Origin of the sequence: Streptomyces griseus subsp. griseus (assembly GCF_003610995.1) — a bacterium.
Classification (GTDB): domain Bacteria; phylum Actinomycetota; class Actinomycetes; order Streptomycetales; family Streptomycetaceae; genus Streptomyces.
On the sequence record NZ_CP032543.1, the window covers coordinates 4358940 to 4385281 of the forward strand.

The 26342-nt window shown below is 73.0% G+C and carries 25 protein-coding genes; 13 read left to right on the top strand and 12 right to left on the bottom strand.

From position 1 onward, the window contains the following. Positions 1-283 precede the first annotated feature (283 nt). The 3 genes from D6270_RS19645 to D6270_RS19655 all read left to right on the top strand — a co-directional run bounded on the left by D6270_RS19645 (position 284) and on the right by D6270_RS19655 (position 2032). A complete protein-coding gene (locus tag D6270_RS19645) occupies positions 284-583 on the top strand; it encodes a hypothetical protein (RefSeq protein WP_109167359.1) in 300 nt (99 codons plus the stop codon). Between the two features lie 217 nt (positions 584-800). Beyond that, positions 801-932: a hypothetical protein gene (locus tag D6270_RS33680; protein ID WP_264081516.1), complete on the top strand. Its 132-nt coding sequence runs from the start codon at positions 801-803 to the stop codon at positions 930-932. After that, positions 929-2032: a methyltransferase domain-containing protein gene (locus tag D6270_RS19655; RefSeq protein ID WP_109164256.1), complete on the top strand. Its 1104-nt coding sequence runs from the start codon at positions 929-931 to the stop codon at positions 2030-2032. Before D6270_RS33680 ends, D6270_RS19655 begins: the two co-directional genes overlap by 4 nt. A 185-nt stretch (positions 2033-2217) precedes the next feature. On the opposite strand, the gene D6270_RS19660 is transcribed toward D6270_RS19655, so the two are convergent. Then, entirely contained in the window at positions 2218-2742 is a 525-nt protein-coding gene (locus D6270_RS19660; RefSeq protein WP_109164255.1) for a VOC family protein, read from the bottom strand. A 116-nt stretch (positions 2743-2858) separates the two neighbouring features. After that, entirely contained in the window at positions 2859-3968 is a 1110-nt protein-coding gene (locus D6270_RS19665; RefSeq protein WP_109164254.1) for a citrate synthase 2, read from the bottom strand. Positions 3969-4267: 299 nt separating this feature from the next. On the opposite strand from D6270_RS19665, the gene pdxH reads away from it, so the two are divergent. Together pdxH and D6270_RS19675 are read left to right on the top strand one after the other, a co-directional pair. Continuing rightward, positions 4268-4894: a pyridoxamine 5'-phosphate oxidase gene (gene pdxH / locus D6270_RS19670; RefSeq protein WP_109164253.1), complete on the top strand. Its 627-nt coding sequence runs from the start codon at positions 4268-4270 to the stop codon at positions 4892-4894. A gap of 377 nt (positions 4895-5271) precedes the next feature. Beyond that, positions 5272-6735 carry a PAS domain S-box protein gene (locus tag D6270_RS19675; RefSeq protein WP_109164252.1) on the top strand — a complete coding sequence of 488 codons (1464 nt, stop codon included), beginning with the start codon at positions 5272-5274 and terminating at the stop codon, positions 6733-6735. 108 nt (positions 6736-6843) lie between these two features. Here the strand turns inward: D6270_RS19675 and D6270_RS19680 are convergent, their stop codons facing one another. Genes D6270_RS19680 through D6270_RS19695 form a run of 4 tightly spaced genes read right to left on the bottom strand, consistent with a single transcriptional unit; the run spans position 6844 to position 10491 of the window. Continuing rightward, positions 6844-8052 carry an ABC transporter permease gene (locus D6270_RS19680; protein WP_109164251.1) on the bottom strand — a complete coding sequence of 403 codons (1209 nt, stop codon included), beginning with the start codon at positions 8050-8052 and terminating at the stop codon, positions 6844-6846. Continuing rightward, on the bottom strand, positions 8049-8915 hold the full coding sequence (locus D6270_RS19685; protein ID WP_225976908.1) for an ABC transporter ATP-binding protein: 867 nt from the start codon (positions 8913-8915) through the stop codon (positions 8049-8051). Before D6270_RS19685 ends, D6270_RS19680 begins: the two co-directional genes overlap by 4 nt. After that, positions 8912-9976 (bottom strand): efflux RND transporter periplasmic adaptor subunit, encoded by a 1065-nt coding sequence (locus D6270_RS19690; protein WP_204117083.1) that lies wholly within the window; start codon positions 9974-9976, stop codon positions 8912-8914. The genes D6270_RS19685 and D6270_RS19690 overlap by 4 nt, the downstream gene beginning before the upstream one ends. Next, the gene (locus tag D6270_RS19695; RefSeq protein WP_109164249.1) at positions 9973-10491 is read right to left on the bottom strand and encodes a hypothetical protein; all 519 of its coding nucleotides are present in this window, start codon (positions 10489-10491) and stop codon (positions 9973-9975) included. Before D6270_RS19695 ends, D6270_RS19690 begins: the two co-directional genes overlap by 4 nt. Before the next feature lie 118 nt (positions 10492-10609). Between D6270_RS19695 and D6270_RS19700 the strand changes: the two genes are divergently transcribed. Together D6270_RS19700 and D6270_RS19705 are read left to right on the top strand one after the other, a co-directional pair. Continuing rightward, positions 10610-11305, top strand: a complete 696-nt coding sequence (locus D6270_RS19700; RefSeq protein ID WP_109164248.1) for a response regulator transcription factor — start codon at positions 10610-10612, stop codon at positions 11303-11305. Next, positions 11302-12465, top strand: a complete 1164-nt coding sequence (locus D6270_RS19705; RefSeq protein ID WP_109164247.1) for a sensor histidine kinase — start codon at positions 11302-11304, stop codon at positions 12463-12465. The genes D6270_RS19700 and D6270_RS19705 overlap by 4 nt, the downstream gene beginning before the upstream one ends. Before the next feature lie 4 nt (positions 12466-12469). Here the strand turns inward: D6270_RS19705 and D6270_RS19710 are convergent, their stop codons facing one another. Further along, positions 12470-13225 carry an SIS domain-containing protein gene (locus D6270_RS19710; RefSeq protein WP_109164246.1) on the bottom strand — a complete coding sequence of 252 codons (756 nt, stop codon included), beginning with the start codon at positions 13223-13225 and terminating at the stop codon, positions 12470-12472. Between the two features lie 209 nt (positions 13226-13434). Here D6270_RS19710 and D6270_RS19715 point away from each other — a divergent pair, with 209 nt between their 5' ends. Next, complete coding sequence (locus D6270_RS19715; protein ID WP_109164245.1) at positions 13435-14127, top strand: iron-dependent transcriptional repressor DtxR; 693 nt, start codon at positions 13435-13437, stop codon at positions 14125-14127. A 657-nt stretch (positions 14128-14784) separates the two neighbouring features. Beyond that, the gene (locus tag D6270_RS19720; protein WP_109164244.1) at positions 14785-15693 is read left to right on the top strand and encodes an alpha/beta fold hydrolase; all 909 of its coding nucleotides are present in this window, start codon (positions 14785-14787) and stop codon (positions 15691-15693) included. A gap of 22 nt (positions 15694-15715) precedes the next feature. Here the strand turns inward: D6270_RS19720 and D6270_RS19725 are convergent, their stop codons facing one another. The 3 genes from D6270_RS19725 to D6270_RS19735 form a co-directional block, all read right to left on the bottom strand. Continuing rightward, entirely contained in the window at positions 15716-17353 is a 1638-nt protein-coding gene (locus D6270_RS19725; RefSeq protein WP_109164243.1) for a transporter, read from the bottom strand. Then, a complete protein-coding gene (locus D6270_RS19730) occupies positions 17350-18174 on the bottom strand; it encodes an ABC transporter ATP-binding protein (protein ID WP_109164242.1) in 825 nt (274 codons plus the stop codon). The genes D6270_RS19725 and D6270_RS19730 overlap by 4 nt, the downstream gene beginning before the upstream one ends. A gap of 199 nt (positions 18175-18373) precedes the next feature. Then, complete coding sequence (locus tag D6270_RS19735; RefSeq protein WP_109164241.1) at positions 18374-19060, bottom strand: bifunctional DNA primase/polymerase; 687 nt, start codon at positions 19058-19060, stop codon at positions 18374-18376. A 281-nt stretch (positions 19061-19341) separates the two neighbouring features. Here D6270_RS19735 and D6270_RS19740 point away from each other — a divergent pair, with 281 nt between their 5' ends. Next, positions 19342-20724: an NsdA family TPR-like regulatory protein gene (locus D6270_RS19740; RefSeq protein ID WP_109164240.1), complete on the top strand. Its 1383-nt coding sequence runs from the start codon at positions 19342-19344 to the stop codon at positions 20722-20724. Between the two features lie 291 nt (positions 20725-21015). After that, the gene (locus tag D6270_RS19745) at positions 21016-22590 is read left to right on the top strand and encodes a hypothetical protein (protein WP_109164239.1); all 1575 of its coding nucleotides are present in this window, start codon (positions 21016-21018) and stop codon (positions 22588-22590) included. Between the two features lie 58 nt (positions 22591-22648). On the opposite strand, the gene D6270_RS19750 is transcribed toward D6270_RS19745, so the two are convergent. Further along, the gene (locus D6270_RS19750) at positions 22649-23929 is read right to left on the bottom strand and encodes an ABC transporter substrate-binding protein (protein ID WP_109164238.1); all 1281 of its coding nucleotides are present in this window, start codon (positions 23927-23929) and stop codon (positions 22649-22651) included. 174 nt (positions 23930-24103) lie between these two features. Between D6270_RS19750 and D6270_RS19755 the strand changes: the two genes are divergently transcribed. Then, a complete protein-coding gene (locus tag D6270_RS19755; protein ID WP_109164237.1) occupies positions 24104-24550 on the top strand; it encodes an SCO4402 family protein in 447 nt (148 codons plus the stop codon). 28 nt (positions 24551-24578) lie between these two features. Beyond that, positions 24579-25478: a formyltetrahydrofolate deformylase gene (gene purU / locus D6270_RS19760; RefSeq protein ID WP_109164236.1), complete on the top strand. Its 900-nt coding sequence runs from the start codon at positions 24579-24581 to the stop codon at positions 25476-25478. 79 nt (positions 25479-25557) lie between these two features. Here the strand turns inward: purU and D6270_RS19765 are convergent, their stop codons facing one another. Further along, positions 25558-26292, bottom strand: coding sequence for a GPR1/FUN34/YaaH family transporter (locus D6270_RS19765; protein WP_225976909.1), 735 nt, complete (start codon positions 26290-26292; stop codon positions 25558-25560). Between the last annotated feature and the right edge of the window lie 50 nt (positions 26293-26342).

A 26342-nucleotide genomic window follows, 5' to 3' on the forward strand; every position in this document is an offset into this window, starting at 1 on the left:
GTGGTGATGACGATCAAGGTGTACGAGGTGGACCGCGAGGGCGGTGCCCGGGTGATCCGTCCGGAAGCCGAAGTGAAGCCACTGGACAGACCGGAGTACGCGCCCCGATACCCCACTTGCGAATGCTCCACCTGCGCTGAGGACGCCTCGTGAAGACCACTGCTCCGGGCGAAACTGCCTACAGGACCTGGCTCGGGCACACCCAGCACTGCGCCACTTGCCGCTCCGGAGTCTCGTGTCCGACGGCGGCCAGGCTCGGCCGGGCCTGGCGGGAGGCCCGCAGGTGAGGTGTTTCGCGGAGGGCGATGCCCACGACTTCCCGATCGAGGACGGCACCGGTGCTTACTGCCCGGAGCACGGGGTGACGCTGCTCTGGCGTGGTGAGCCGATTGCCGGGGGTGATCCGGCCGGGGGAGTGGACACCTTCCGGGGCGAGCTGGCGGCCGGGGCGGACGGCCCGTACAGCGTCGTCTGCCGTGGTGCCTCGGTCTCGGACCTGGCGGCCACCCACGCGATCTGCCGGCAGCCGGGCTGCGCCTGCCCGTGCCACGTGACCGCTGCCGCCCTCCGCGAAGCCGGATGAGCATCAGCCTGTCGGCCACGGATGTCCGTACCTGCGAGGCCTGTTGGTGCGCGCCGGTCACCGCCGTACGACACACCACGAACGGCCGGGACCTGTTGTGCCGGGAGTGCGCCGAGGGCCGCTGTCCGCGTCGCGTCGACCTCTTCCCGCCGTACGGGATCTACCGAGTTCACCGCGTCGAGAACTGAACAACCGCACCGCACAGAGGAGATGCATGATGAGCAGTAGCACCGAGTCGATGGGTGACGGCAAGCATGGTGGTCCGCCGTCGGACAAGCCGTGGACGCCGCCTGAGGAGCCGAAGCCGTCTCCGGACGGCAGTCGCCCCCAGTACGCCCCGCAGTCGTGAGTACCGCACAGCACATCCCCACCTACCCGGACCTGGTCCAGGACCTTGCCGACCGGGGGCTGCTGGATGCCCGGTGGCGGCGGGTGTTCGAGGCTGTGCCGCGGAGCCGGTTCGTCCCGGCCGCTGTCTGGCGGCAGTTGCCCGACCGGTGTGTGCCCGTCGTGGGGATCGATGCGTGGCTAACCCTGGTCAACAGCGACGAGCCGGTCGTCACGCAGTTGGACGACGGAGCCGAGGGCGGGCCCGGGGTGGCGACGTCGTCGAACTCGATGCCGTCGATGGTGGCCCGGATGCTCGGGCTGCTGGGCGTGGAGGACGGGCAGCGGGTGCTGGAGGTGGGCACCGGCACCGGGTACGTCGCCGGGCTGCTCTGCGAGCGGCTCGGCGACGACCTGGTCCACAGCGCCGAGGTGGACCCTGGGGTGGCCCGGCAGGCGGCGGAGGCGCTGGAGCAGGCCGGGTACCGGCCGCATCTGCGGGTCGGGGACGGTGAGCAGCCCTGGCCCGGCCTGGGCCCGGTCGACCGGCTGATCGCCACCTGCGCCCTGCGCCATGTCCCGTACGCGCTCCTCCGGCAGGTGAGACCCGGCGGCATCCTTGTGGCCCCGCTGGCCCGGGAGTTCTGGTCCGGGGCCCTGGTCCAGCTCCATGTCCAGGGCGACGGCACGGCGGTCGGGCCGTTCTGCGGTGGGGCGACGTACATGCCGATGCGCTCCCACCGTGCTCCCGACCTCCACGACGTCCACGGCAAGGGGAGGGCCCGTGCCGCCGGCCCGGACCCCGCGCGCCTCCTCGACCTCGGCTTCGCCCTGTACGCCGGAGCCCGGCTGCCCGGCGTGCGCCTCATCCACCAGAACACCCCCGAAGGCGTCCAGGTATGGGCGACCCGCGAGGACGGAGCCGCCGCGACCGCCGCCACCGGGGAGGAGGTGTGGCAGTACGGACCCGGGTTCCTCTGGGAGGAGATCGAACAGGTCTGGTGGGAGTACGAGACGGTCGGGCGACCCGACGCTGAGCAGTTCGGGCTGACCGTGACCGACCGGGGGCAGCAGGTGTGGCTACGAGACCCGCGCGAGGTCATCCGTCCGAACCGGGGGTGACCCGAGCGACGACTCGCCGTGCGCGTGGGTGGGGTGCCACGCTGGTCGCGCCGGTTCGTCGGGCCTGCGGCGTGCTGCTTCGCGACGCTGTCCGCAGAGAGTCGCTTCGCGGATACGAACGTGAGTGGAGGAACTCCTGAAAGCAGTCCTCCGGGAAGCGGCGCCGGGAACCCGCGCTCCCGACGCTACGACGCCGCATCCGGCTCCGGCCGCTTCGGAGCCACCGCGTCCGCCGCTGTCACCCGGTCCTGCGTCCTGATGTCCCGGGCCTGCTCCGCCACCCACTCGGGGCTGATCGCCGGTGTCCCGCCCGGGACCTGGTCGCTCACGAACAGGCAGAACGGGTGGCCCACCGGGTCGAACAGCACCCGTACGTCGTGCTGGGGCTGGAACTCCGCGGGGGTCGCGCCCTCCGCCACCGCGTGGGCCACGCCCGCCTCCAGGTCCGTCACCTCGAAGTCCAGGTGCAGCATCATCAGCTGGTCGCCGGCGGAGGCGGGCCAGGCCGGGGGGACGTACGGCTTCGAGGTCTGGAAACTCAGGCCCGCGCCGCCGCCCGGGGGCAGGATCTTCACCCAGTCCGGCTCCTCCTGCACGGGCTCCCACCCCAGCAGACGGCGGTAGAAGTCCGCCAGCTCCGCCGCGTCCGGGGCTTCGATCACCGTGCTGGACAGGGTCAGGGTCGGTCGCGGCGGGGGGAGGGTGGTCACGGTGGGCCTCCTCGGTCGGAGATGCGCATTAGGGATGCGCCGCGCAAGGGATGCGCTCAGATGTGCCGGTACGACTACCCCGTACCGGCACATTCACCGGCCCCGCCCCGCCGCACTCAGCCCGCGAGGTCCGCGATGTCGGCGTATCCGTCGATCTCGCGCGGGTTCCGGGTGCCCGGGCCCACGTACGTCGCCGACGGGCGCACCAGGCGGCCCGTGCGCTTCTGCTCCAGGATGTGCGCCGACCAGCCCGCCGTGCGGGCGCAGGTGAACATCGACGTGAACATGTGCGCCGGGACCTCTGCGAAGTCCAGCACGATCGCCGCCCAGAACTCGACGTTCGTCGCCAGCACGCGGTCCGGGCGCCGCGCGTGCAGCTCCTCCAGGGCCGCCTTCTCCAGCGCCTCCGCCACCTCGAAGCGCGGCGCCGCCAGCTCGCGGGCCGTGCGGCGCAGCACGCGGGCGCGCGGGTCCTCGGCGCGGTAGACGCGGTGGCCGAAGCCCATCAGCCGCTCGCCCCGGTCCAGGGCGCCCTTCACATAGGCCGTCGCGTCGCCCGTACGCTCGATCTCCTCGATCATGCCGAGGACCCGGGACGGGGCGCCGCCGTGCAGCGGGCCCGACATCGCGCCCACCGCACCGGAGAGCGCGGCGGCCACGTCCGCGCCCGTCGAGGCGATGACCCGGGCCGTGAACGTCGAGGCGTTCATGCCGTGCTCGGCCGCCGACGTCCAGTACGCGTCCACCGCCTTGACGTGCTTCGGGTCCGGCTCGCCGCGCCAGCGGATCATGAACCGCTCCACGACGGACTGCGCCTTGTCGATCTCGCTCTGGGGCACCATCGGCACGCCCTGGCCGCGGGCCGACTGGGCGACGTACGACAGGGCCATCACCGCCGCCCGTGCCAGGTCGTCCCGGGCCGTCGCCTCGTCGATGTCCAGCAGCGGCTTCAGGCCCCACACGGGGGCGAGCATCGCCAGCGCGGACTGCACGTCGACCCGGATGTCACCCGAGTGCACCGGGATCGGGAACGGCTCGGCCGGCGGCAGGCCGGGGTTGAACGCCCCGTCCACCAGCAGGCCCCAGACATGGCCGAAGGAGACATGGCCGACCAGATCCTCGATGTCGACCCCGCGGTACCGGAGCGCACCGCCTTCCTTGTCCGGTTCGGCGATCTCCGTTTCGAACGCGACGACTCCCTCAAGACCGGGTACGAAGTCGGACATCAGGCGGCTCCCTCAGTTCGGCGGCGGATGGGCGACTGCTCCTGCGGCCCCAGGGCCCTATGAGGCCTGCCCCAAGATATTGGCGGGTTCCCACGGAGCGGGGAAGCGTGACATCCGGCACAGGACCCCATTTCGGCGCTGCGTGGTTACGGGCCCTCCCCGCCGGGCACACTCCGCCACTGCGGCAGGACGGTCCGCTGCGGCAGGATGGTCCCGTGCCCACATCAGACGCCTCCCCGGGACCCCGCCCCGAAGATTCGGGACCCCTTCCCGACGATTCCACCACCGATCCCGCGGCCATGCGCGAGCAGTACCGCTCCGAGGACTTCACCGAGTCCGATCTCAGCCCCGACCCGATGGACCAGTTCGCCCGCTGGTTCCGCCAGGTCGCCGTCGGCGGCGTGCTCCACGAGCCCAACGCGATGGTCGTCTCCACCGCCACCCCGGACGGCCGGCCCTCCTCGCGTACCGTCCTGCTGAAGCAGTACGACGACCGGGGCTTCGTCTTCTTCACGAACTACGGCTCCCGCAAGGGCCGCGAGCTGGCCGCCAACCCGTACGTCTCGCTCCTCTTCCCCTGGCACCCCATGGCCCGCCAGGTCATCGTCACCGGCACCGCCTCCCGGGTCTCCCGCGAGGAGACCGTCGGCTACTTCCGGACCCGGCCGCACGGCTCCCAGCTCGGCGCCTGGGCCAGTGACCAGTCCACCGTGATCTCCTCCCGCGAGGAGCTCATCAAGCGGTACGAGGAGCTGGCCGCGCGCTATCCGGAGGGAGAGAAGGTGCCCGCCCCGCCGGACTGGGGCGGCTTCCGCGTCGTCCCGGAGGCCATCGAGTTCTGGCAGGGGCACGGCAACCGGCTGCACGACCGGCTGCGGTACGTCAGTGAGGACGGGGCCTGGAGGGTCGAGCGGCTCTGCCCGTAGCAGGCGGGGAAGCCGGACAACGCAGAAACCCGCAGGCTCTGGGTCCTCCGTGCACGGAGGAGCCGGCCGGACTTACCGGCGAGCCTGCGGGTCGGTGACTGCTGGGTATTGGCCGGCGTCCGGCCATGCACTGCGAAAGTGCGTGACAACGGGCGTCAGCCCGCAGCCACCTCACGAGTCCGAAGAGAAATCACTTCCGGAACACCTCCTTTCCTGTGTGCTGGGAAGCCTACGAGCGACTCCGGCGGCCGTTCAACCCATTTATTTGGCGAAGTGGGATGTGCGCTGGGTCACGTTCGAGTTGAATGGTCTGACGTGCAGCAATACGCGCGGTGACGCGCGGGGAAACGGCCGACACGTTCTGCGGGGGGTACGGAGTGGGTGCTTCCAGGAGCAGCGGGACCACCGACGCGCTCGGACCGGACGAGGGCGCCGGCGGCGGCACGGGCGAGCCCCTGCGCCCCGAGCCGCCCGCGCCCGGCGAGGGTGAGCCCGCCGGCGGCGGCCCCGGGGCCGAGCTGCTCGCCGCCCTCCTCGATGGCATGGACGCCGCCCTCTGCGCCTTCGACGCGGGCGGCGTGGTCACCCACTGGAACCGCGAGGCCGAGCGCATCCTCGGCTGGTCCGCCCAGGAGGCCGTGGGGCGTACGGGCTTCGCCGGGTGGGCGGTCCGCCGGGCCGACGCGCACGAGGTGCAGGGGCGGCTCATGGCCGCCATGGACGCGCCGGGACGCCAGGTCCACGAGTTCGCGCTGCTGCGCAAGGACGGCAGCCGGGTCCTCGTGCGGACCCAGTCCGCCCGGGTGCTGGGCGGGGACGGCAAGCCGGCCGGGGTGTACTGCGCGTTCAGCGAGGTGCACGCCCAGATCGACCTGGAGCGGGCCATCGCGCTGAGCGAGGCGCTGCTGGAGGACGCGTCGTGGGGCGTGGTGCTCGTCGACGTCGACCTCCGCCCGACCGTGGTCAACGCGTACGCCGCCCGCGCGCTCGGCGGCGGCCGCACCACGCTCCTGGGCCGCCCGCTCGGCGAGCTGGTGGTCCAGGGCGTCGAGGAGTTGGAGGCGGCCCTCCAGCATGTGCTCGCCGAAGGCGCCCCGGGGCCGCCGGCCGAGCTGTGGGTGACCTTGCGTACGGCGGAGGGCGAGCGGCGGCGGTGCTGGCGCAGCGGGTTCCTCCGGCTGGCCTCACCGCTGACGGAGGAGCCGGTTCCGCTCGGGGTGGGGTGGATGTTCCGGGATGTGACGGCCAGGAAGCTCGCGCAGCAGGAGGCGGACCGGCAGCGGTTCCGGGCGGGTCAGCTGCACCGGGCGGCGCGTACGGTCTCCGAGTGCGAGGACCCGATGGAGGCGGCGACCTCCCTCCTCGACTTCGCGCTGGCCGGGTTCGCCGACCACGTACTCCTCGACCTCACCGAGGGCGCCCGCCCGGAGAGCGCCCCGGCGGAGAGCGGCGAGCGCCTGGTGCGTACGGCCGCGACCCCCGCCGACGCGCCCGGCCCCTGCCTGCTGGTCGCGGGCGGCGCGATCCCCGTCCGGTACGGCCCTGGGCACCCCGCCCTCCAGGCCGCCGAGCGCACCGGATCGGTCCGAACGAGCGCGGGCGCCGGGGCCGACGGCGGGGCGGCGGCCTGGGCGGTGGAGCGGCGCTGGCCCCCGGACGCGGCCCACGCCCTGTGCACGGTGCTCCGGAGCCGGGGACGGACGCTGGGCGTGCTGACGTTCCTCCGCGCGGCGAACCGGGCCGCCTTCGAACGCCCGGACACGGCGTACGCCGAGACGGTGGCGGCCCGGGTCGCGGGCGCCGTCGACCTGGCGCAGGCGGTGCGGCGGGCGGCCACCTGAGAGAGCCTTCCGGGTGCGGTCCGGGCAGGAGGAACCGCACCTGTGGGGCCTGCCGTAAGACCGCCGTCGCGCGGCGGACGGCAGTCTGATGACAGGCCCCAGGCGCCCTTACGCCGCGTGCAGCGCCAGCGTCGGGGAGAGGCGGGAGGCCCGGACCGCCGGGTAGAGGCCCGCCACCGTGCCGATCACCAGCGTCGCGCCGAAGCCCCCGCCGACCGCCCAGAGCGGCACCACCCACGGCAGCCCGCCGGAGTGCGCGTACACCCCCGTCGCCGCCGCGCCCAGCGCCACCCCCGCCAGGCCGCCGAGGCCCGACAGCATCAGGGACTCCGTGACGAACTGGATCCGGATCTGGCCCCGGGTCGCGCCCAGCGAGCGGCGCAGCCCGATCTCGTACCGGCGCTCCAGCACCGAGATGATCATGGTGTTGGCCACGCCGACGCCCCCGACCAGCAGTGCGATGCCGCCCAGCCCCAGCAGCAGACTGCTGAACGCCCCCTCGGTCGCCGCCTTCGCGCGCAGGGCCGACGACGGGTCGGTGACCTTCACGTTCTGCGGGTTCTGCGGGTCGACCGTCGCCGCCATGACCTTGCGTACGTCCTGCACCGCCGCGTCGTCCGACCGCTCGTACACCGACGTCGGGTGGCCCTCGAAGCCCAGCAGCCGCTTCGCGCCCTCCCAGCCGACCAGTGCGGAACGTTCGATCTCCGGCGCGAGGGGGAGCGGGGCGAGGATGCCGGTGACGGTGAAGTACCGGTCGCCCAGCCACACTTGCTGTCCGGGCCTGGTGACCCCCAGGCGTTCGGCCGAGACATGGCCGAGCACCACCGAGGGGTAGCGGCCGGTCGCCGCGTTGAGCCAGCTGCCGCTGCGCACCTCGCCGCGCAGGACGCGGAGCAGGCCGGCCGTCGTCGCCTTGACCGTGATCCCGCCCGTATCGCCCTCGTCGATCCGCTCGTTGCGGCGGACGGTCGCGGTGAGGTCGGCGGTGGCCCCGACCTCCTGGACCCCCTTGATCCGGCCCACCATCCCGACGGAGCCCTCGGGCAGCCGTACGTCCTCTCCGGCGAACATCGAGTCGCCGGGCGAGGCGACCAGGAGATTGGTGCCCAACTTGTCGAGTTCGCGCAGGAGTTGGGCCTGGCTGGAGGCGGAGATGCCGACCACCGAGATCATCGTGGCGATGCCGATGGCGATGCCCAGCGCGGAGAGGACGACCCGCATCGGGCGGCTGCGGAGGCCGGACGAGCCGACGTGGAGGACGTCCCGGGGGCCCAGGCGGGCTGCCTTCAGCCGTCCCCGGCCTGTACGGCTCACAGCTCCGCCCCCGCCGCCGCCGACGGGACCGCAGGCGGGTTCCGTACGTCCGCCACCACCTCGCCGTCCCTGATCCGCACCGCGCGCGGCAGGCTCCCCGCGATCTCCGTGTCGTGCGTGATCACCGCGATCGTCGCCCCCTCCCGGTTCAGGTCCCGCAGCAGCTCCATCACCGCCGCGCCCGACGCCGAGTCCAGCGCCCCCGTCGGCTCGTCGGCCAGCAGCAGGGCGGGCTCCCCGACCACCGCCCGCGCGATGGCGACCCGCTGTTTCTGGCCCCCCGAGAGCTGGTGCGGCCTGTGGTCCAGGCGGTCCGCGAGCCCGACCCGGTCCAGCGCCTCGGCGGCCTTGCGGCGGCGTACGGAGCGGGGGAGGCCCGAGTAGAGCAGGCCCTCCGCCACGTTGTCGCGCGCGGAGACGCCCGGGACCAGGTGGAACGCCTGGAAGACGAAGCCCACGTGCTGGGCGCGCAGGGCGGAGAGGCGGCGGTCGGTCAGGGCCGCCACGTCGTGGCCCGCGATGTGGACGGAGCCGGCGGTGGGGCGGTCCAGGGTGCCGACGATGTGCAGCAGCGTGGACTTGCCCGAGCCGGACGGGCCGACGATGGCGAGGAGTTCGCCCTCCCGCACCGTGAGGTCCACCCCGCGCAGGGCGGTGACCCCGCCCGCGTACTCCTTGGTGACGCCCCGGAGTCCGACGACCGTGGCCCCGTCCTCGACCGCGTGCGAGCCGCCGACCTGGTGCGTGCCGTCGACTGCCTGCGTGCCGCCGACCGCGTTTGTGCCGCTGACCTGGTGCGTGCCGCCGCCCGCCTGCGTGCCGCCGCGCTCGTGCGTGCCGTCGACCGCGTGCGTACCGCTCATATCTTCGGCACCCCGACCTTCATGCCCTCGCTCAGCCCGCCGCCCGACACCTCGACCCGGCCCTCCGCGAACATGCCCAGCTCCACCTTCACCTCGCGGACCTTGCTGTTCCGTACGACCTCCACGCCGAAGCCGCCGCCGGGCAGGGCCAGGAGCGCGTTCACCGGGACGGTCAGGACGTTCTTGCGGGTCTCGCCGGTGAGGTTCACGGTGACCGGTGACTGGTCGAAGCCGCCGACGTCGTCCGGCTTGTCGAAGGAGACCGTCAGGGTCACCTTCGGGCCGGTGTCCTGCGGGTCCTTGCCGGGCTTCGCCGTCCGGCCGACCGAGGAGACCGTGCCGGGCGCGCTCGTGCCGTCCGGCAGATCGACACTCACCTCCGTGCCCGCCTTGGTCAACTGGCTCTCCACCACGTCCAGTTCGAAGGTCACGATGCGCTCGGAGCCGGTCGTGGTGAGGACCGGGGCGCCCGGCTGGGCCAGATCGCCGACCGCCGCCTCCACGCTGCTGATCCGGACCTTCCCCGGGGCGAACGTGATGTCCTGCGGCCCCACCGTGCCCGTCCGCTTGACGCCGTTCGCCTTCTGCCAGCGCTTGACGGCCGCCGCTGTCAGCTCGGTGTACTCGGTGTCCGGGGTGAAGCCGGTGTAGCCGAGGGCGGCGAGATTGCGCTCCAGCTGCTCCACGTCCCGGCCCTTGTCGCCCGGCTTCAGCGTCCGGTACATGGGCCCCGACCCGTACATCAGCCGGACCGCCCGGCCGTCGACCTCGTACAGCCGCTCGTTCCGCTTCACGGTCGAACCGGTGCGCGGGGCCCAGGTCAGCGTGCCCGCCGCGCCCGCGTTGATCTTGCGCTGCTTGTCGTAGCCGAGGGTGCCGTCCGCCTGGGCGCTGTCGCGCAGGTCGCCGCGCTCGACCGGGGCGGTGGCCGGCGGCAGCCCGGCGTTCTTCGCGCCCGCCGGGTCCGTACCGCTGTCTCCGCCGAGCTGGGTGACCGCGATCGTCCCGGCCGTCACCGCGAGGACCGCCGCGACCGCCGCCACGGCCCGTCCGCGCCTCATCGGCCCTCGCTCTCGCACGCCTTGGCGGCCTTCTCGAACTTCTTCATCTCCTGCGGCTTCGGCGCCGGCAGGGCCTGCGCCGCACCGCCCTCGAACTTCGGGTCGGGCATGTCGAAGCCGTTCTTCCGCATGCACCGTGCGAAGGCGACCGCCTTGTCCTTCTCCTCCTGGGTCATCTCCCTGGGACCACCGCCGACCGCTTTGCCCTGGCAGGCCTTGAACGCCTTCTCCATCTCCTTCCGGCTCTTCGACCCGCCGTCGATGGTCATCCCGAGACCGTTCTCGTCCGGCTTGGGCTCGGGAATGTTCAGACCGTGCTCGCGGAGGCACGTGCGGTACTCCAGCGCCTGGTCCTCGTCCGTCTTCTCCGTGGTGGCGCCCGATCCGCTGTCCTTCGTCCCGCCGCCACCGCCACCGCCGCCGTCGTCCGTGCAGGCCGTGGCGGACAGGACGAGGGTCGCGGCGAGCAGGCAGGCGGCGGCGACGGTGCGCCGCCGGGTGGCGAGAGCGGTCATGAAGGGCTCCTCGGGACGTCGGTGGGGGACGGACCGAGCGTGGGCGAGGAGGCGGTTTCGTTTCTCTCAGCGCCGGTGCTTACACCGGCGAAACATCGCTTTCGGGTACACAGGGCCCATGCGCGTGCTGGTGGTGGAGGACGAGGAATTCCTGGCGGAGATGATCGCCGAGGGGCTGCGTCGGGACGCCGTCGCGGTGGACGTCGCCCCGGACGGGCCGACCGCGCTGGAGAAGCTCCGGTTCGGCGCGTACGACGTGATGATCCTCGACCGCGACCTGCCCGGGCTGCACGGCGACGAGGTGTGCCGGAGAGTCGTCGGCGCGCGGCTGCTGACCCGGATCCTGATGCTCACCGCCGCGGGGACCGTCCGCGACCGGGTGGCCGGCCTCGGGCTCGGTGCCGACGACTATCTGACCAAGCCGTTCGCGTACGACGAACTCCTCGCCCGGGTCCTCGCGCTCGGCCGCCGCTCCCGCCCGGCCCTCCCACCGGTCCTGGAGCGCGCCGGGCTGACCCTCGACACCGCCCGCCGCCAGGTCTGCCGCGACGGCCGCTTCCTTTCTCTCTCCCGCAAGGAGTTCGCCGTGCTGGAGACCCTGCTGAGGGCCGAGGGCGCCGTCGTCAGCGGCGACGACCTGATCGAGGAGGTATGGGAGGAGGACACCAGTTACCGCACCAACGCGGTACGGGTCACCCTCTCCAAGCTGCGCGCGAAGCTGGGCGCGCCACCCGTGATCGAGACCGTGCCGGGGGCCGGGTACCGCATCGGGGACGGCCCCGTGGTGAGCGGCGGAAGCGGCGGTGCCCGGTGAACAGCGAGCGCGCGCGGCTCACCGCGCTCTACGGCGGCATGCTGGTGCTGGCCGGAGTCCTGCTCATGGGGCTCGTCTACGTGCTGGTCAGCGAAGGGCTCTACAGCAGCGTCATGGCCGCCGTCTCCCCGGCCGTCCCGACCGCCCGGGCGGGCGCCACGGCCGGCCCCGCGCTGCCCGCCACCGACCTGGCGGTGACCCTCGTCGAACCCGGGCAGTACGCCGTCGTCCAGAAGGTCTCCACCGCCGCCGGGGACGCCGCGCTCAGCCGGCTCCTCACCGTCTCCGCGCTCTCCCTCGCCGTCTACTCGGCGCTCTCCGTCGCCCTCGCCTGGTGGATGGCGGGCCGGGTGCTGCGGCCCGTCGGCGTCATCACCGCCCGGGCCCGCCGGCTCTCCGGCTCCAACCTCCACGAACGGATCGCCCTCAAGGCCCCGCCCGGCGAGCTCAAGGAGCTGGCCGACACCTTCGACGGGATGCTGGACCGGATCGAGCAACTGGTCGCCGCCCGGCAGCGGTTCGCCGCCAACGCCGCCCATGAGCTGCGCACCCCGCTCGCCGTGCAGCGGGCCGCCGCCGAGATCGGGCTCGCCGACGACCCGCCGCCGGAGAAGGTCGCCTGGATCCGGGACAAGCTCATCGACACCGCCGACAACAGCGAGCAGCTCATCGAGGGCCTGCTGCTCCTCGCGGTCTCCGACGAGGGGCTGCGGCGGCGCGAACGGGTCGCCCTGGACGCCACCACCGCCACGGTCACCGAGGCGGTGGCCGCCGAGGCGGCGGAGCGGGAGGTCACCGTCGAGGTGGCGGCCCGGCCGGTGAGCGTGCTGGGGGACCCGGTCCTCCTGGACCACCTCGTGCACAACCTGGTCGCCAACGCGCTGCGCCACAACCACCCCGGCGGGACCGTACGGGTCCGGGTCGGGCCGGGCGGCCTGGAGGTCGCCAACACGGGGCCCGTGGTCGACCCGGCGGCCCTGCCGCTGCTGTTCGAACCCTTCCGCCGTGCGCAGGCCCGCCGCCACGCACCCGGCGAGGGCGCCGGGCTGGGGCTCTCCATCGTGGCGTCGGTGGCCCGGGCGCACGGCGGGGACGTCGGCGCCACGGCGAACCCGGGCGGCGGGCTCACGGCCCGGGTGACGCTGCCCACCTGTGCGTAGGGGCCTAGTGGCGGTAGAAGATCCGCTCGCGGTACTCCGTCATGACCCGGCCGTTCCAGTCGTGACCGCCGTCCACGTTCCCCGAGCGCAGGAGCGGCGGCTCGACGCCGCGGGCCACCAGCCGCTCGGCCGCCGCCGCCATCATCGACTGCATGATCGCGCTGGTCACGACGGTGGAGGCGGGGGCGAAGGGGGCCTCGATGCCGGGGGAGGTCAGCTCCGCGTCGCCGATCGCGATCTTGCTGTCCAGGACGATGTCGCAGTGGTCGCGCAGGAAGCCGCCCGAGGTGTGCCGGGAGCGGGTGTTCTCCGCGTACGCCACCGAGGTGACGCCGATGACCTTGAGCCCGAGGGCCCGGGCGTTCTGGGCCATCTCGACCGGGAGCGCGTTGCGGCCGGAGAGCGAGATGATCACGAGCACGTCGCCTGCGGTCGCCGGGCTGGAGTCCAGGACCGCCGAGGCCAGGCCGTCCACCCGCTCCAGGGCGGAGCCGAGGGTGGCGGGCATGACGTCAACACCGGTGGTGCCGGGCACCGTGAGCAGGTTCATCAGGGCCAGGCCGCCCGCCCGGTAGACGACGTCCTGGGCGGCGAGGGAGGAGTGCCCGGCGCCGTACGCGAAGAGCCGGCCGCCCGCCTCGACGGTGTCCGCGATCGCCGCCCCCGCCGCCGCGATGGAGCCCGCCTCCTCGTCCCGCACCCGCTGGAGCAGGCCGATCGCCGCATCGAAGAACTGACCGGCCAGCTTGCTGTCGCTCATCGGGTGGGGCCCTTTCGACGGGTTTCTGCCAGGCGGGAATGGCTGTGCCGCCGATCACGTTGCGGTCTGGACCAGTGGCCTGTCAATAGCGCCCGGCGGCGTCCGTCGCACGGTCTTGGGCCGGGGCGGCACGGTTGTCGTTGCTATGCGTCAGAATTGGTGCAGGGCCATCGCACGACGTTTTCTAGTCACAGCATCGAGGGGCACGTATGTCCGGACTGATCGACACCACGGAGATGTATCTCCGCACCATCCTCGAACTGGAAGAGGAAGGCGTGGTGCCCATGCGCGCCCGGATCGCCGAACGGCTGGACCAGAGCGGTCCGACCGTCAGCCAGACGGTGGCCCGCATGGAGCGCGACGGCCTGGTCCAGGTCGCGGGGGACCGCCATCTGGAGCTGACCGAGGAGGGCCGGCGCCTGGCCACCCGCGTCATGCGCAAGCACCGGCTCGCCGAGTGCCTGCTGGTCGACGTGATCGGCCTGGAGTGGGAGCAGGTCCACGCCGAGGCCTGTCGCTGGGAGCACGTGATGAGCGAGGCCGTGGAGCGGCGGGTGCTGGAGCTGCTGCGCCACCCGACGGAGTCTCCGTACGGGAATCCCATCCCGGGCCTGGAGGAGCTGGGCGAGAAGGCGGAGGCCGACCCGTTCCTGGACGACTCCATGGTGAGCCTGGCCGAGCTTGACCCGGGCGCGGAGGGCAAGACCGTGGTCGTCCGGCGGATCGGGGAGCCGATCCAGACGGACGCCCAGCTGATGTACACGCTGCGGCGGGCCGGGGTCCAGCCCGGGTCGGTGGTCAGCGTGACCGAGTCGCCCGGTGGGGTGCTGGTCGGGTCCAGCGGGGAGGCGGCGGAGCTGGACGCGGACGTCGCTTCGCACGTGTTCGTCGCCAAGCGCTGACGCCTCCGGCGCCGGTTTCCGGGTCCCCGTGTGGGGTCCGAGGACGTCGGGGCACCGGTCACCCCGGCCGAGGGTTCCGTCCTCCAACGCCGGACGGGCCGGAGTGGTGCCGGGCCGGCTGGAATGGGGCGGAATCGCAGCGGGGCGGGCCGGGGCGTGCCAGGCTGAAGCCAGGCATATGACCTGAGGGTGCCGGACCGGATGCGGCCGGCATGGTCGGGGAGGGAGCAGGGAATGCGCCCGTCGTACCGGCACGTCCGCCGTCCGGTGGCTGCCACGGTCCCGGATGCCCTGGTCAGGGATGGTTCGGTGACCGCTCGACCGTCTTTCGCCATCGTTGTCACGGACAGCGGTCGACCCCGGCGCCCGAGGGCGCCGGGGTCGGTCCTCCCCCTGGTCGACCTGGAGCCCCGAGCTCTCAAGGTCGTTCCCCACGGACCCCTGTCCCCGAGCGGTCCGCCTCCCGTTGAAGATCTCCCCCGGGCGGCTGACGGCAATCCTCGTCGCATGTCACTCGAACGTGGGGTGTTGAGCGGCGGATCCCTGTATTCGAATAAGAGTTCGATAGTCTGGCGTGGCGCGACCACGCGGTGACCCGCGTCCGCGCGGCGATCGAGGACCCACGGTGATCGAGGACCAGAAGGGGGTGCCAGGACTATGGTGCGGCGCATCGATGTGACCGGATCCGACGGCGTACGCCTCGCGGCGTGGGAGTTCGCGGACCCGCCCAAGGAGCGTGCGGGGACGGACGGTGCGGGAGCGGACCGCGCCCCCGGCGTCTTACTGCTGCACGGGCTGATGGGCCGGGCCTCCCACTGGGCCCCCACCGCCCGCTGGCTCGCCGAGCGGTACCGGGCGGTCGGCCTCGACCAGCGGGGCCACGGCCGCAGCGACAAGCCCGCCGACGGCCCGTACACCCGCGATGCGTACGTCGCCGACGCAGAGGCCGCGATCGAACAGCTGGACCTCGGCCCCGTCACTGTCGTCGGCCACGCCATGGGAGCGCTCACCGGCTGGCAGCTCGCGGCCAAGAGACCCGATCTGGTCCGGGCCGTCGTCATCTGCGACATGCGGGCCTCCGCCCTCGGGGCGGCCTCGCAGCGCGAGTGGAGCGACTGGTTCGAGTCCTGGCCGCTGCCCTTCGCCACCCTCGCCGACGTACGGAAGTGGTTCGGCGAGGACGATCCCTGGGTGGAGCGGCCGAACCCCCTGCGCGGCGAGTTCTACGCCGAGGTGATGGCGGAGAAGGAGGACGGCTGGCGCCCGGTCTTCTCCCGCAGCCAGATGCTCAGCTCCCGCGCCACCTGGGTCTACGACGCGCACTGGGAGGAGCTGGCGCAGGTGCGCTGCCCCGCCCTCGTGCTGCGCGGCCTCGACGGTGAGCTGGGGCGGGCCGAGGCGCAGGAGATGGTGCGGGTCCTGCCGCGTGGCCAGTACGCCGAGGTGGCCGACGCGGGCCACCTCGTCCACTACGACCAGCCGGAGGGGTGGCGGGCGGCGGTGGAGCCGTTCCTGGAACAGCTCGCCGAGGATGCCCGGGGCGACCGGGAGCCGGTCGCCCCGTAACACCTCCTGACACCCCCGCCGCTCAGCCCTTGCTGACCGCCGTCAGGATCTCCGGCAGCCGGTTCGCCGTGCGCGGTGCCGCGATGCGCAGCCCCGCCCACCCGATGAACGCCCCGTACACCGCACCGGCCGGGACCACGAGCCAGAGCGCGTCGTGGTGGTCCGCGATGTGCAGCCAGACCGTCAGCGCGATCACCGGACCGGCCAGCACCGGCGCGGCCAGCATGCCGCTGATGATGGAGATCCACGCCAGCCCGCCCTGCCCGGGCGCCACGTTCTTGAACGCGCCCTCCTGCGGGATCGAGTACGGGAACAGCGCCGAGCCCACCGCCCCGATCGCCAGCATCGCGCCCAGCAGCGCGAAGGAGAGGCCGAGCACCCCCGGCAGCGCCTGCCACCGGCCCAGCACCGCCGCCGTCACCACACAGACCAGCACCGTGTACGGCAGCGTGATCAGCAGCAGCGCACAGGCCCGCGCCCGCAGTTCGAGGTACGCGTCCCGGGTCGAGGAGATGGTGAGGGCCACCATCCAGAAGGCCGAGGTGTCCTGGCCGAACTGGTTGTACATCTGCATGCCGAGCATCCCCGCGGCGAAACAGGCGAAGTAGACCGACCCGGTGCCCTGGAGCGCGTTGAGCAGCGGCACGATCGCGCCGATGGCCAGCGCGGTGACCCAGGCGGCCTTGGTCTTCGGGTCCCGTGCCACGTACCGCAGACTGCGCTGCACGACCGTGCCCGTACGCCCCTCCGGCAGCAGCCCGGACAGGCCCGTGCGGCCCGACTCCTTACGGGACGGCCCGGCGGCGGCCAGCGTCGACCCGTCCGGCGCGGTCATCAGCTTCACCAGCCCCCGCTGCCACATCCACACCAGCGCCACCAGGGCCGCCGCCGTGATCAGCAGCTGGAGGACCGCCACCCCGTACGAACCGTCCGACGCCGCGTCCACCGCCGCTATCGCCGAGGCGCCAGGCAGCCAGCGCGCCACGTTCCCGGCCGGCTCCAGCGCCGAGAGGCCCCCGGCCTGGCCGAGCCGCTGCGCGCCGAAGTTGACGAACTGGATGCCCACCGCGATCACCAGCCCGCTGAGCACCGCCAGGTCACGGCCCTTGCGGGAGTTGAGCAGCCGCACGTTGGCGGTGGCGACGGCCCGCGACAGCGCCACGCAGAGCAGCAGCGTCAGCGGGACCGCGAGCACCGCGAACACCACGCCCGCCGGCCCGTGTGCCAGCGCGAGCACCGAACCGACCACCAGGCAGAGGGTGAACAGCGGCCCGATCCCGACCATCGAGGAGACCAGCAGCGCCCGGACCAGCGGTTCGGGCCGCAGCGGCAGCATCACCAGCCGGGTCGGGTCGAGGGTGTCGTCGCCGCTCGGGAAGAAGAGCGGCAGCACCGCCCAGCCGAGCGCCACGACCGCCGTCAGCAGCACCACGACCGTGCCCGCGTGCGCGTTGCCCCGCAGCAGGACGAGGCCGAGGACCTGGCCCGCCGCGAGCAGCAGCGTGAGGACGAGGGAGACGATGAACGCCGCCTTGCGCCCGGACGACTGCCGGAGCCCGTTGCGCAGGAGCGTCAGCTTGAGCCGTACGAAGACGGAGGTCAGGCCCGTCGTCGGCGCGGCCGGGGCGGCGGCGGTGACGGGGGCGTCCAGCACGCTCATCGGGTGCCGCCCAGCCAGTCGAGGGAGTCGCCGGTGGTGTTCCGGCCGCCCGCGCCGACCAGTTCGAGGAAAGCGTTCTGCAACGACGGCGCGTCGCCGCGCACCTCCGCCAGCGTGCCCTGCGCCTTGATCCGGCCCGCCGCCATCACGGCCACCCAGTCGCAGAGCGACTCGACCAGCTCCATCACATGGCTGGAGAAGACCACGGTCGCCCCGGACCGGGTGTAGCGCTCCAGCACCCCCCGGATCGTCTGGGCCGAGACCGGGTCGACGCCCTCGAACGGCTCGTCCAGGAAGAGCACTTCCGGGTTGTGGAGGAGAGCGGCGGCCAGCCCGATCTTCTTCCGCATACCGGTGGAGTAGTCCACGACCAGCTTGTTCTGCGAACCCGCGAGATCCAGCACGTCGAGGAGCTGGGCGGCCCGCTTGTCGACCTCGTCACCCGGCAGCCCGCGCAACCGCCCGTTGTAGGCGAGCAGTTCGCGCCCCGAGAGCCGCTCGAAGAGCCGCAGCCCCTCCGGCAGCACCCCGATCCGGGACTTCACCGCGACCGGGTCCGTCCACACGTCGTGGCCCGCGACCTCGATCGTGCCCATGTCGGGCCGTAGCAGCCCGGTGACCATGGAGAGCGTCGTCGTCTTGCCCGCTCCGTTAGGCCCCACCAGGCCGATGAACTTGCCCGCCGGCAGCTCGAGATCGATCCCCGAGACGGCGACCTGTTCGCCGAACCGCTTCCACAGCCCCTGTACGCGCACAGCTGGAGGCGCGGTCCGCGCCCCGCCCGTCTCCGTCACGTCACGCGCATCTGCCTGATCCGGCATGGCACAGCCTTTCGATATCCCCGCTAGGTGGGGACCACCCTACGAAAGGCCTTACCGGAACCGCGTTCGCCGTGGCTCGGCCGCCCTGTCCCGTGGTGCCGTCCTCGCAGACCGTGGGGGAGGTGCGTGCCGTCCAACCTTCCCCTGAAACACCCCTGTTGCAGGGCCGGGCCGCGACGCGCGCATCCCGCCGCCCGCGCTACGAGGCGCGGGCGCGGGCGTCCGCCGCCTCGCGTGCGCAGGCGTACGCCAGCGGGCTGATCAGCTCGTCCACATCGGGCAGCCACCGGTTGACGTGGGTGGGCTTACGGGCCCACTGCACGGCACCCCGGCCGCCGACCCGGGTCGGCGGGGCGGCGACGTAGTGGCCCTCGCCGCGGCCGGTCAGGTCGATCGCCTCCGCGTTCCAGCCGAGCGTGCGCGCCAGTTCGGAGGCCTTGCCCGCTCCGCCCGGCAGCACGAAGAAGAGCATCCGGCGGTCCGGGGTGCAGGTGACCGGGCCGAGCGTGAGGTCCATCCGCTCCATCCGGGCCAGCGCCAGGAACCCGGCCGACTCCGGGACCTCCAGCGCGTCGAAGGTGCGCCCCGTCGGCAGGAGCACCGAGGCGCGCGGCTGCTTGGACCACATGCGCCGGGCCGCCGCCCCGCTGCCGGTCGCCTGGCCCGCCCAGTCGGGCCGGTCCGCGTGGGCGCCGGGCAGCGGGCAGGTGGCCGCGCCGCAGGAGCAGCGCTCGCCGCCCTCCACCGCCTCCAGCCAGGTGCCGGGGAACACGTCCCAGTGGCGCTCTTCCGCGTACCGCACCGCGGCGTCGAGCAGGTGCTCGCCCCGCTGCTGAGGGACCTGTGCGGCTTCCGTGACTCCGATGGGCTCTTCCACGATCAGCACAACTCCCGGCACCACCGGGGGTTACGGGCGCGCGCGACCCGGTCGCGGTGCATCGATCCTGCACGCGGGGCGCATCGGAGCACGGGCGGGGGCGCGCGTGAGGGGGTGGATCGATGGGCGGGTAGCACCCTGCAGGGCCGGGCAACTCGCCATGCCCGTACCGAATGCCGATGGAATATGCGCATTTCTTGTGCACGTGACGGGCAGTGATCCTTCCATCGATCATCGCGTATCCGTGTATCTGCTGATCCAGGTATTTTCAGACTGTTCCAGGGGGAAATATGGCAGCAAGGCCTCTCGTAGCCCGCCAGCCCAACGAACGGCTCCAGACGCTCATCCAGGAAGCCGCCTGTTCCAACGCGGGCCTCGCGCGCCGCGTCAACATGGTCGGGGCCGAGCGCGGCCTCGACCTGCGGTACGACAAGACGTCCGTGGCCCGCTGGCTGCGCGGACAACAGCCCCGGGGCCGGGCCCCGGGCATCATCGCCGAGGCGATCGGCCGGAAGCTGGGCCGTACGGTCACGATCGACGAGATCGGCATGGCCAACGGCAAGAACCTGGCCTCCGGCGTGGGCCTCCAGTACGCGCCGACCGTCGCCGGAGCCGTGGAGCAGGTCTGCGAGCTGTGGCGCAGCGACGTCGGCCGCCGCGATCTGCTCACCGGCTCCGCCGTCGCCGCCTCCGCCCTGGTCGAACCCAGCCGCGACTGGCTGATCTCCGGCAAGGACCCCCAGGTCGAACGGGTGGCCGGGGCCCGGGTCGGGATGGCGGACGTGGCGGCGGTGCAGGCGATGACGACCGCCCTCACCGACCTCGACCACCGCTTCGGCAGCGGCCATGTCCGGCCGGTCCTTGTCCACTACCTCAACAGCGTGGTCTCCGGCCTGCTTTCGGGGGCGTACCGCGAACAGGTCGGCCGCGAGCTGTTCGCCGCCGTCGCCCGCCTCACCGAACTCGGCGGCTACATGGCGGTGGACACCGGTCAGCCGGGCCTCGCCCAGCGCTACTACATCCAGGCGCTGCGCCTGGCCCAGGCCGCCGGGGACCGGGCGTACGGCGGCTATGTGCTGGCCGCCTCCATGAGCCACCTCGCCGCGCAGCTCGGCAACCCGCGCGAGATCGCCCAACTCGCCCGCGCCGCCCAGGAAGGGGCCCGCGGCCAGGTCACCCCCCGCGCCCAGGCGATGTTCTACGCGGCGGAGGCCCGGGGCCACGCGCTGCTCGGGGACGCCCGGACCTGCCAGGTGGTGATGGCGCGGGCCGTCGCAGCGCTGGAGCAGGCCGACCCGGAGAGCGGCGACGACCCGGACTGGATCGCCCACTTCGACCACGGCTACCTCGCGGACGAGCTGGCCCACTGCCACCGCGACCTCGGCCAGGCGCCGGAGGCCGCCAAGCGGGCCAAGGAGGCGCTGGCCACCCTGCCGGAGACCCGGGCCAGGCGCCGGGGCATCGGGCTGGTGCTGCTCGCCTCGGCCCAGGTCCAGCAGCGCGAGGTGGAGCGCGCCTGCCACACGGGGACGCGGGCGATGGAGCTGCTCGGGACGGTGCGCTCCAGCCGGGGAGCCGAGTATCTCGACGACCTCCAGCAGCGGTTGGCGCCGTACGGACAGGAGCCGGCGGTACGGGAGTTCGGCGAGCGCTTGGAGCTCCAGGCGGCGTGAGGACGGGCGCGGAGGGCCGCGTGCGGGCGGGGGCGTGTGCGGGGGCCGCGCGGGGTTCCACGGGGCTTACCTGCGGGCGGCGGCGCGGGGCTTCGTACGAGGGCCGTACGGAGCTTCGTGCGAGGTCGCGCCGGGCCCTTGTGACGGGGCGGCCCTTAACAGCGTCCCGCGGGTGCTGGGTGTTACCCGCCCTGTGAAGGGGTGGTGAGGGGGACCACGCGCTTGGCGGAGGCGGGCGGCCACCCGATAGCGTGAGCCGACGATTCCGTTGGTTCACACGTAGGAGTCCCGGTGACGCAGAGCGGACAGGGCGGCGAGCAGGAGCTCCCCGCTGGACGGCCCGCGCACGAAGGTGTCGTGCTGCCCTCCGACGGCGGTGCCCCCTGGATCCCGGGGGAGCACACCGGAGGCCAGGGCGGGCGGCAGGGCGGGCCGGACGCCGGGCAGACCGTGCCCGCGGGCGGTCAGCCGTGGGGCCGGCCCTGGGGGCCGCAGTCCGACGCCCCGGGGCAGCCGGGCGGCCAGGCGCAGGGCGCGTACGGGTATCCCCAGCAGCCCCAGGCTCAGCCGCTGCCGCCCGCGCAGGGGCAGGACCGGTACGGCCAGGGCCAGGACCAGCAGTACGGCCAGGCGTACGGGCAGGGTGGCGCGGGGGCCTACCAGCAGCCGCACCAGCCCCAGCAGCAGTCCCACCAGCCCCAGCACTCCGACCCGTACCAGCAGAATCAGCAGCACCAGCAGTACCCGCAGCAGCAGGGCCACCAGTACCCGCCCCAGCAGCAGCCCCAGCCGTACGCGCAGCCGCTCCCCCCGGAAGCGGGCGCCGGGAGCGGGGCGGGCCAAGGCCTTCCGGGCGGGGACGCCGACGCCACGCAGTACATCGCGCCGGTCCCGGCCGGCGGGGACGCGGACGCCACGCAGTACATACCCCCGGTCCCCGGCGGAGCCCCGTACGGGATCAGGCCGGGCGCGCCGGAGGACCGGCAGCCGCCCGCCGAGTTCGACAACCTGTTCCGCGCCGAAAGCCCCGCGGACGCCACGACGCAGATGCCCCAGCAGCGGTACGACCAGCCCCAGCAGCCTCAGCAGGGTTACGGCTACCCGGGGCCCGGCAGCCAGCTGCCGCCCCAGGCGCCGCAGGGCTACCAGTCGGGGCTCCAGGGCCTGCGCGGCAACGACGGGGCCGCCGAGCCTCCCCTGCGCGACGGCGGCGGCGGCGACGCCCCCCGCAGGCGCTCCGCCCACATCCCCCTCATCGCCGCGGTCGTCGTCGGCTGCGCGGTCGTCGGGCTCGGCGCGGGCGCCTGGTGGAGCATGAGCGGCGACGACGGGGCCAAGGACGACAAGCAGCCGGTCGCGTCGCAGAGTTCACCGGTCACCACCCCCACCACGAAGGCGGCGCCCGACCCCGCGAAGCCGCAGGCCGAAGCGCTGGACAAGCTGCTCGCCGACAGCAACAACAGCCGTGCGGCGGTGATCAGCGCGGTCGAGAAGATCAAGTCCTGCAAGGATCTGGACCAGGCGGACACCGACCTCAAGGGCGCCGCCCAGCAGCGCCGCGACCTGGTGACCCGGCTGGAGGGGCTCACCCTGGACCGGCTGCCGCAGCACGAGGCGCTCAACGCCTCGCTCACCAGGGCCTGGAAGGCGTCCGCCGCGGCCGACGACCACTACGCCGCCTGGGCCCGGCAGGCGAAGAAGAGCAAGCACGTCTGCAAGGACGGCCAGGCCCGGTCCACCCGCGAGACCTCCCGCGCCAACGAGCAGAGCGGTGTGGCGACCAAGGCCAAGCAGGAGGCCTCCGGGCTGTGGAACGCGATCGCCGGGAAGTACGGCCTGACCAAGCACACCCCCGTGGAGCTCTGACCGGACCGACCGGCCGGACCGTGGGGGCAGCTGACCGCCCGGACCGTGGGGCGTGGGGTCAGCCGACCGTCCGCCGGGCGTCCGACAGGGCCTCCGCGACATCCACGAAGCCCTTCTTCTGGGCGATCAGCCGCCCCTTGCGGACCACCTGGAACGTCACCTCCGCGTTGACGATGCGCGGGTAGGGCGAGGTGCCGAGCAGGTCCTTGAACCGCCAGCGGAGCACCGGGGTCAGACCGCCCGTGTCGACCTCGGTGCCCCGGTTGAGCGAGGACGTGACCTTGTTCGCGGTGACCGCGTCGTCGTCGATCGTCCCGACGACCGCCCGCAGCACGGTGTACGCGATCCAGGTGGTCTGCACGCCCGTGTCGTCCGGGTCGATGCGGTTGTCCCCGAAGGCGTACTTCTGGATCACCTCGCGCATCCCGTTCCACCGGGCGTCGCCCGCGTCCGGGTACCAGCCGGTGACGTAGGCCCCCTCGAACGGGCTCTTGGGGCCGCCCGTGCGGTCGATGAGCGGCTGGCTGACGCTGCCGAGCACGGAGGAGACCCTGACCCGCTCGCCCTCCGGCTCCAGCCGGCGGAAGGAGTCGAAGAAGGTCTCCGTGCCGGCGCCGAGCACCGCCGTGACACAGCTGCCGCCCTCCCGCCGGTCCAGCGCCCTGGCGGCCTGCTCGTCGTAGGAGGTGGCGTTCTCCGGGGCCAGGATGTCGGTGGAGCCGGGCCGGTGGGCGGCGAGCAGCCCGGTGTTGAGGAGCTGCGGCATCCGGGCGCCGCCGAGCGAGTCGGGCCGCACCAGCGCGACCCGCTCGCAGCCGCCCGCCAGCTGCCGGCCGTGGCCCGCCAGGAGCGCCGACTGGCCGCCGTTGACCGGGTACGAGAGGTAGCTGCGGAACTCCTCCTCGGAGGCGCCGTAACCGCCGATGTACGGGATGCCGCCGGACTCCAGCACCGGGATGGCGCTCTGCCCGTGCCGGCTGTACGAGCCGACGACGGCGGCCACCTTCCGGTCCACGGCCTGCCGGGCGCACCGCTCGGCGCCCGCCGCGGTGTCGCGCTCGTCGCAGGTGATCACCCGCAGCTCGCGGCCGTCGATGCCGCCCTGCTCGTTGACCCAGCGTGCGTACGTCCTGGCCATCGCGGGGACGCCCGGCATGGTCACCGCGTCGGCGTCGTCCACCCGGTCGGGCGCCCAGGTCATCACGGTGACGGGCTCCCCGGCGCCCCCCGATCCGCCGGGGAGCGCACCGCAGCCGGAGAGCAGCAGCGCCCCGGCCGCGACCGTGCCGATGACGAACTGGAAGGGGCAGGGGAAGGCGGTACGTCTCCGTCCGGTCATGGACAGCAACGCTCCCGCGCCCGGCGTAACGCCACGGTGTGCGGTCTTCAACGCTCGGTGACGCCCAGGTGAATTGCGGGGGCCCGCGCGGGCCCTCCGGGAAGGAACGTACGATCGACGACCGTGCAGCAAGGTTCGGAGAACTCTTCCCGTCGCGGCCGTCGCTCCTCCACCATGGGCGTCATGCCGCTCACTGACATGCCGTGGTGGCGCTGGCGCACCAACGTGCGCTCGGCGCTGCACATGCTCTCCGACCCCGTCTTCCACCACGAGTGCTGGCTCGCCGGCCGGGAGGGGTACGGGGACGTCACCGACGCCGTGTACCGCCTGGTCGAGGACACCTGGCTGGACAACTGGTCCGCCGAGAAGTACGTCGGCACCATGTTCAGGGACTCCGCCGAGGCCGCCGCCGTCGACACCGCCGCGCTGCGGGTGCTGCGGATCATGCACCAGGTCGGCGCGGACGCCCCCGTCTCCGCCTATCTGGAGCACCACGGCTGGCCGGAGGCGGTCCGCGCGGCCCGCGAGGCGCATGTGATGCTCGCCACCAACGACGCCGAGGACCCGGACATCCCGCCGCGCTCCCTGGACGTCATCCGCATCATGACCAGAGCCGCCTAGCCCCCGGCGGCTGTGGCACCCTACGAGGATGACCGCACCGCAGCCCACCGCCCCCCAGGCCGCCTCGGACACCGCGCTGCCCGAGCAGTACGTCCTCACGCTCGCCTGCCCTGACAAACAGGGCATCGTGCACGCCGTGTCGAGTTACCTCTTCATGACCGGCTGCAACATCGAGGACAGCCAGCAGTTCGGGGACCACGACACGGGGCTGTTCTTCATGCGGGTCCACTTCTCGGCGGACGCCACCGTCACGGTCGACAAGCTCCGCGCCAGCTTCGCCGCCATCGGGGAGGCCTTCCGGATGGAGTGGCAGATCCACCGGGCCGCGGAGCGGATGCGGATCGTGCTGATGGTCAGCAAGTTCGGCCACTGCCTCAACGACCTGCTGTTCCGCTCCCGTACGGGGGCGCTGCCCGTCGAGATCGCGGCCGTCGTCTCCAACCACACGGAGTTCGCCGAGCTCACCGCCTCGTACGGCATCCCCTTCCGCCACTGCCCGGTGACCAAGGACAACAAGCCGGAGGCCGAGGCGCAGCTGCTGGAGCTGGTCCGCGAGGAGGACGTGGAGCTGGTCGTCCTCGCCCGCTACATGCAGGTCCTCTCGGACGACCTGTGCAAGCAGCTGAGCGGCCGGATCATCAACATCCACCACTCGTTCCTGCCGAGCTTCAAGGGCGCCAAGCCCTACCACCAAGCGCACGCGCGCGGCGTGAAGCTGATCGGCGCCACCGCGCACTACGTCACCGCCGACCTCGACGAGGGCCCGATCATCGAGCAGGAGGTGGAGCGCGTCGGCCACGACGTGACCCCCGACCAGCTCGTCGCGATCGGGCGGGACGTGGAGTGCCAGGCGCTGGCGCGCGCGGTGAAGTGGCACGCGGAGCGGCGCATCCTGGTCAACGGCCGCCGTACGGTGATCTTCAACTAGGGGGGCCGGCGGGCCAACGCCTTGACAGGCGGTGCCGGGCGGGACGGACCCGGCCAGGATCCGCCGGACACCCCGTGGTTCACAGCTGGTGGCGGACCCCCGCTTCCTGCTGCGCCTCGGTGAGCTGTTCGCGCAGGTCGCCCTCGATGGACTCGCGGGCCTTGCCCCGGCGGAAGAGCGGCAGCACGGTGCGCTGTTTGTTGTCCTCGACCAGGAGCGCCAGGCCGCCGTAGAGCGCGTAGACACCGATGCCGAGGCCGGTCCAGCCCGCGGCGACCTGGAGGGCGTTGCCGAGCCCCGCCTCATAGAGACCCGTCAGGGCGAAGCGCACGGCGGTCAGGGTGAGCAGGACGGCGAACAGGGGCTTCGACTGCACCGCCGCCCCGGCGAGCGCCAGCACGAACGGGACGAGTGCCAGCAGGAAGACGGCCTGGGCGACCACCGGTTCACCGGCCGGGGAGTCCAGGGAGGTCACGCTCGTCCCGGCCCAGGCGGCACCGAGGAGCAGCAGCGCGGTCCCGGCCCCCGCGTCGCGGGCCAGGAAGGCGAAGATGCCGCCGACGAGCTGGAGCGGGACGACGAAGATGAGCACCAGGAGCAGCAGGATGCCGCTCTGCGCGGTCGGCACCCAGCCGAGCTGGAGGGAGGACAGGACCGTACTGCCCATGCCGAGGGCGAAGAAGCCCAGCGGCAGCGGGCTGGCGATCGGGCGGAGCACGATGCGTGTCACCGCGTCGGCGGTCAGCGGTTCTTTCGGCGACGGTTCTGTCGTCGGCGGTTCTGAGCGGCCGTTCGGGCCGGAGGCGTGGGGCATCGCGCAAGCGTACGAGCCCGGGGGCGGTGCGGGGTCACAAGCGCCCGCTC